General features: G+C 33.1%; 6 protein-coding genes. All 6 read right to left on the minus strand.

What is annotated here, in order from left to right:
* Nucleotides 1–129: 129 nt before the first annotated feature.
* The gene (locus tag Q0075_RS01605; RefSeq protein ID WP_297867994.1) at nt 130–453 is read right to left on the minus strand and encodes a hypothetical protein; all 324 of its coding nucleotides are present in this window, start codon (nt 451–453) and stop codon (nt 130–132) included.
* Nucleotides 454–508: 55 nt separating this feature from the next.
* Nucleotides 509–712, minus strand: a complete 204-nt coding sequence (locus tag Q0075_RS01610) for a DUF6132 family protein (protein ID WP_297867995.1) — start codon at nt 710–712, stop codon at nt 509–511.
* 58 nt (nt 713–770) lie between these two features.
* The gene (locus tag Q0075_RS01615) at nt 771–2,285 is read right to left on the minus strand and encodes an MBOAT family O-acyltransferase (RefSeq protein ID WP_297867996.1); all 1,515 of its coding nucleotides are present in this window, start codon (nt 2,283–2,285) and stop codon (nt 771–773) included.
* Nucleotides 2,285–3,709 (minus strand): GDSL-type esterase/lipase family protein, encoded by a 1,425-nt coding sequence (locus Q0075_RS01620; protein ID WP_297867997.1) that lies wholly within the window; start codon nt 3,707–3,709, stop codon nt 2,285–2,287. The genes Q0075_RS01615 and Q0075_RS01620 overlap by 1 nt, the downstream gene beginning before the upstream one ends.
* Entirely contained in the window at nt 3,699–5,150 is a 1,452-nt protein-coding gene (locus tag Q0075_RS01625) for a hypothetical protein (RefSeq protein WP_297867998.1), read from the minus strand. Before Q0075_RS01625 ends, Q0075_RS01620 begins: the two co-directional genes overlap by 11 nt.
* A 65-nt stretch (nt 5,151–5,215) precedes the next feature.
* Nucleotides 5,216–6,562 (minus strand): arginine--tRNA ligase (argS, locus tag Q0075_RS01630; RefSeq protein ID WP_297867999.1); only part of this gene is annotated, 1,347 nt, incomplete at its 5' end.

Here is a 6,562-nt window from a genome sequence, read left to right on the forward strand (position 1 = left end):
TCAAAGGTGCTTTGTGCTGTTGTTGACTGAAAAAATGCCAACAAAAACACGATTAAAATATTTTTCATTTTATTCCATTATAAGTTAAGCTTGTGTAAAAACACAAACATAAAAATCAACTCTTTTAAGTTAGGAAATGAAAAACTTAGGCGGATGCCAAATGGAATCTTGATATTTAGAAATAAATATTTTCTCGTAGTTCGATTGTTCTTTTTCGATTTGAAATTCAGAGAAAGTAATTTCAGGTTTAAAATCCAATTCACTTACAAATTGAACGGGACTGAAATTCAAACTCATAATGATTTTTCCTTTCTCGCAACCTGAAGATTCAGAATCCGAATTATGACAAGTTTGTTCGCAATTTTCACTCGCAAGCATTTTCATTGCTCTTACAGATGGCAAAGCCACCAAAAGCAACAGATAAATGCATAGTATGTGAACTGAAAATTTCATTCAACAAATATATACAAACTTTAAAAACATTTGGTAACAATTGTTACACAAGAAATTAGGATTGTTTCTTTTTAAAGAAATCGCTAATCATATTGAAGAGTAATCCTCCTAAAACACCTCCATACAAAGTACTATTTAATGGTTTCGAAGTAATAGAACACGTTCCAGAAACACATCCAATGTAATGGTAATAAGCATAACCCGAAATTAATCCGACTACAACTCCAATAAGAGTAATTATGATTTCCTTTTTATTCATCTCGTTTTAAAAGGACAAAGTTACAATGTACACAAATGTAAAAGAGTAACAAAAGTTACTAAAACTGAAAATAAATAAATGGCTGTGTATCGGCTGAAGCGGTTGCATACACTACCCAATAAATCAATCCTAGTAAAACCGCTTTTGCAACCAATGGTAATGTCGAAAATGTCTTTTGCATACCAGCTAACGTTTTCACTGGAACAAAATGCCAAACCACTCCAATCGCGATTAATAAAAAGACATTTTTATACCCTAAAATAATGGTTTGCCATTGCTCAAGATTGAAAGTTAATTTGGTAATATTATCTGCAATTTGAAATGCTGTCGTAAAATCTTTTGCCCTAAAAAACAACCAACAAAACACCACAAAATGGAACGTCAAAATAACTTGAATAGTTCTAACAAATACATTTTTAGGCAACTTAATAAACTGTCCAAAGAATTTTTCTACCACTAAAGCCAATCCGTGCAAAACACCCCAAACCACAAATTTCCACGAAGCTCCATGCCATAAACCTCCTAACAACATCGTCATGAATAAATTGAAATAGGTTCTGATTTTTCCTTTACGGTTTCCGCCTAAGGAAATATACAAATAATCTCTTAACCAACTCGAAAGCGAAATGTGCCATCTTCTCCAAAACTCGGTTATGGAAGCGGATTGATATGGTGTTCTAAAATTATCGGGTAACCAGAATCCCATTAACAAAGCTAATCCAATAGCAATGTCTGAATATCCTGAGAAGTCGCAATAAATTTGGATGGCGTAACCATACGAAGCCATTAAATTTTCAAATGCTGTGTAACTATTTGGTGCATCAAAAACACGGTCAACAAAGTTGGATGAAATATAATCTGAAATTACTGCTTTCTTTAATAAACCTCCAATAATCAAGAATAAAGCACGATTGAAATCTTCTTTTGTTAACTTTAATTTCTCATAAATCTGCGGAATGAAATCACTTGCTCTAACGATTGGTCCGGCTACTAATTGCGGGAAAAACGACACGAAAAACAAGAAATCCATGAAACTTTTCGTAGGCTCTAATTCTCTTCGATAAACATCAATCGTGTAACTTAACGTTTGGAAAGTATAAAATGAAATTCCAACAGGAAGCACAATATCTTCAAACTTCATATTTCCGTTGAAAAGTGCGTTGTAATTATCGATGAAAAAATTCGTGTATTTGAAATACGCTAACATTCCAAGGTTAATCAACAAACTCAATATCATGTAAAATTTACGATATCCTTGCTTAGCTTCTTCATAAATTAATCGCGACAAAACATAATCGACGACCGAGGAAAAAATTAACAATCCAAAATAAATCCCGCTTGATTTGTAATAGAAAAACAAAGAAAATAACACCACATAAGTAATGCGGAAATAATGAGTTTTTCTAGATAAAATGTAAATAATATAGAAAACTAAAAAGAATCCTAAAAAAATGGCACTATTAAATAATAGTGGTTGTTTTGGATTGAATAAAAACCAGTTTTTAATGGTGGCTAAATCGATATTCCCTACATTTTCAAGAAACCAATTTTGTATGCTAAAAAGTGCTTTCACTACTGCTTTGTCGATTTAAATAATTCGTATGATTGTAAAAAGGCTTCAAAAAATAATTCGCCTTGTTTTTCGTATCCTGCTTTTGAATAATGCACTTTATCTTTGGCCATATAGCCTTTTGCTGCATTGCGTTTTATAGATTTATTCCCACCAAAAACATCCAAAAGATTCCAAACGGCATAATTTTTCACATGCGCATTGTCTTCGATGAGTTCTGCATATTTTTCAATGAAAGTGTTTTTATATTTTCGATGTAAAACCGAAGGCGGCGAAGTCATCACCAAAACACAAGCTTGTGGATTTTTCTCTTTAATTCCTTGAATCATTTGGTCCAAATGCGCAAAATATTGTTCGCCCGATTGTTTATCAAAACTCTCATTCGTTCCCAAAGAAATAATCACTAAATCTGGATTCAATACTGGTAATTGCTCATTGAACAATCTGAATTTATTGTAATCAGAAGCTTTGGCGCCATTTACACCAATACTGTGATAAATAACACCTGAATTATTATTTTCCAAAACCAATCCGTTTAAAGCAAAATCTTCAATTTCTTGATTGGGAACAATCGCAATTTTATCTAAAGGCGCTTCCGAAATATAATCGTTTGAAAATAACGAAGGTTGTAATTCGATTGGAATATACTCTGTTTTCGTTGTAGTTTTCGATTGTGTTCCTTTCGTTGGAATCGTCAAAACTTTCCCATCACGAATCATATCACTTTTTAAGCCGTTTGCTTTTTTCAAAGCTTTTAAAGAAACATTGTATTTATCGGCAATTCCACCTAAAACCTCACCTGGTTTGACTTTATGTGTGATTTTTTTCGGAACTTTTCTTTCAATAACAATACTTTTATTAGATACTGAAACATCAAACAAATTCACATTTTGAGGCGTAATGACTTTCAATTTTGTAAAATAATATTGGGCATCTTTTACATTCAATTGAATCGCAAAATCTTTTGAAGTCGTTTCCATAGAAAAACCGCTCAAGCCAACAGGACGATTAGCATCGGCATATAAATTTCGAAAACTTTGAAAATTTCCTGAAGCAGAATAACGAATCGGAGCGCTATTATTTGTCTTAGCTACGCTATATGGAAACGTAAACCCAAAACCACCATTCCCATACACTTTTTGAAATTGAGTACGAATTTTTGCTGTAAATAAATCCGCTTGAATATGCGAATCACCAATATGAACAATATTAATCTTTCCCGATTTACTTTGCTCTAATTGGAACATTTTTTCATAAAATGCCAAAAGTGCATTCGGGTTATGAATATCATTTCCTGTAAAAGTAACTTCAATAGAATCGACAACAGGAAGGTCTACTTCAACAGAATCTATGGGAACTAATAAAGTATCTTGAGCAAATCCAAAAAAAGAAAATCCCAATAAAAACATCAAAAATCTATTCTTCATATACCGAATCTTTATTGGTGATTATACTATCTTTTTTCACTGGCGCAGCAGGTTTTTTACGCTTTTTTCTCAATTCTTTATACATTTCGTAGCCTTTATTTAATTGGGTAAAAATTAAATTAGCCGCTTCTTTTGCACCTCTGTGATTAAAATGCGTATAATCTTTATTGGCTCTTGCTGGCTCTTGTTCTACCCACTGAATCATGGAACCATCTCCACCCATTAAGGTATACATGTTTACAAAACTCGATTCTGATTTAATAGCATATCGCTTTTGAGCTGTATTCAAGGGAACAACAGCAGAATCGGTTTTCATCTCTAAATCGTATTTGGTTGATTTGTCGGCTGTTGACACAATTAAAATAGCTACTCCTGGAAAACACTCTTTCAAATGTGCAACCACTTTTGCCATACGTTTTTCGTACCAACCGTAATTCAACGAACCATAATTCAACACGTTAGCTCCATATTGCAACACAATTAAATCGTAATCTAATTTCGAATGAAAAGCACGCATTGTGGCTACATCAAAACTACCAATTGGCAATCCTGAGTTTCCTCTATTCGAAAAATTATCTACGTGAACGCCTTTTCCGTCATCAAAATTAAATCCGTAAATTGGAATAGAATCGGCTTTTTTGAAATTCACTTTGATGCTTTTCAAATTACTTTCAGAAAGGACAACTGTATTTACTAAAGCATTTGGAGTTAATTTTTTAGAAATGGTATCGGTACCAATTACATATTTTATTTTCCCATCTTTATTAGACGAACGCCCGTAGAATAAAGTTGGATGCGGTAATTCTGATGCAAATCTTGTTTTGTTTGCTTTGTATTTAACCCAAGCTACATTTGCAGTATCATTAGCATAAAACACATGCCCATTTACTCCAAAAGGATTCGACGGACGTTTTACTTTTAAATACGATTGGGTTTTCCAATTTCCTGAAAATTCATGTGTAATCGAACTTCTTGAAGCAGCTGATTCGGATGTAATATTAACAAATCCAACTCCTTGACCTCCGAATTTTTCTTGCAAATAGGTTCTAAAATCTTTTACAATTAAGTCACCATCCGTCATCGAATCACCAAAATAGGCAATACGAACATTGCCTTCTTTTTTGGTTTCTAATTGGAAAAGTTTTTCGAAAAAAGTCGCTAAATATTGATTTCCAGTATATTCTTCAAAGGTTTCTGGTGGAAATTGAATTCCGTTTACCACTTTGTAATCAATAACGGTTTTAGCCATTGAATCTTCAACGGTTGCGTCTTCGTCTTCGGCAATAGCTTCCAAAAGCAAACTATCGACTACTACATTTTTAGAATCTAATTTACTTTCGGCAAATAATTTCTTAGGCAAAAACGTCTTGAATGCCAAAAAAGACAATCCAGAAACGATTACCACAATTAAGGTTTGAAAAAAATATTTTGATGTGTTCATTTAATAAATTTCAAGTTCAAGAGCAAATTCAAAAATCAAGGATAACTTCAAACTCAATATTCTTATTACATTCTTTCAGGAACTTCAATTCCTAATAACTGAAATGCATTTTTTATGGTGTTCCCAACTGATTTTGACAGTTGTACTCGAAACACTTTTTTATCGTGATTTTCTTCTCCTAAAATCGAAACTTGTTGATAGAACGAATTGAATTCTTTCACCAAATCATACGTATAATTCGCAATTAAAGCTGGACTATGATTCTCTGCCGCATTTTGAATTACTTCAGGGAATAATTGCACTTGTTTGATTAATTCTTTCTCTTTTTCATGCATCTCGACTTCGCTCGATATGACAACACTTTCGAAATCAAAATCTGATTTTCTTAAAATCGATTGTATACGAGCGTAAGTATATTGAATAAATGGTCCTGTATTTCCTGCAAAATCAACTGATTCTTCTGGGTTGAACATCATTTGTTTTTTAGGATCAACCTTTAACATATAATACTTCAACGCACCTAAACCGATAGTTTTGAATAAAACAGTTTTCTCTTCTTCAGAATAACCGTCTAATTTTCCTAATTCTTCTGAAATAGTTTGTGCTGTTGTAGTCATTTCTGCCATTAAATCATCAGCATCTACAACAGTTCCTTCACGCGATTTCATTTTTCCAGAAGGTAACTCTACCATTCCGTAGGATAAATGATACAAGCTATCTGCCCAATCAAATCCTAACTTTTTCAAAATTAAGAATAACACTTTGAAGTGGTAATCTTGCTCGTTTCCTACCGTATAAACCATTCCTCCAACATCTGGAAAATCTTTCACACGTTGGATTGCGGTTCCAATATCTTGCGTCATGTAAACCGCTGTTCCATCTGAACGAAGTACGATTTTTCTATCTAAACCATCTGCCGTTAAATCAATCCAAACCGAACCATCAGAGTCTTTCTCGAAAATGCCTTTTTCTAAACCAAATTGTACTACTTCTTTTCCAAGTAAATACGTATTGGATTCATAATAGTAGCTATCAAAATCAACGCCAAGATTTTTATACGTTTGAGCAAAACCATCATACACCCATTGGTTCATGGTTTTCCAAAGTTCAATAACTTCTGGTTTTCCATTTTCCCAATCTAAAAGCATTTGTTGTGCTTCTAAAATAGATGGCGCTTGTTTTTTTGCTTCTTCTTCGGTTTTACCTTGAGCGATTAATTCTGAAATTTCTTTTTTGTATTGCTTGTCGAATTCCACATAGAAATTCCCTACCAATTTATCACCTTTCAAACCTGTTGATTCTGGCGTTTGTCCGTTTCCGAATTTCTGCCAAGCCAACATCGATTTACAGATATGAATTCCTCTATCGTTGATGATTTGCGTTTTGTATACTTTTTTTCCAGAAGCTTTTAA

The organism is uncultured Flavobacterium sp., from assembly GCF_937967675.1.
Lineage (GTDB): Bacteria > Bacteroidota > Bacteroidia > Flavobacteriales > Flavobacteriaceae > Flavobacterium.

What these genes read in the sequence shown, in the direction of transcription:
- Q0075_RS01610 (WP_297867995.1), bottom strand. Translation starts at nt 712, where the DNA reads ATGAATAAAAAGGAAATCATAATTACTCTTATTGGAGTTGTAGTCGGA.
- Q0075_RS01625 (WP_297867998.1), bottom strand. Translation starts at nt 5,150, where the DNA reads ATGAACACATCAAAATATTTTTTTCAAACCTTAATTGTGGTAATCGTT.
- Q0075_RS01605 (WP_297867994.1), bottom strand. Translation starts at nt 453, where the DNA reads ATGAAATTTTCAGTTCACATACTATGCATTTATCTGTTGCTTTTGGTG.
- Q0075_RS01620 (WP_297867997.1), bottom strand. Translation starts at nt 3,709, where the DNA reads ATGAAGAATAGATTTTTGATGTTTTTATTGGGATTTTCTTTTTTTGGA.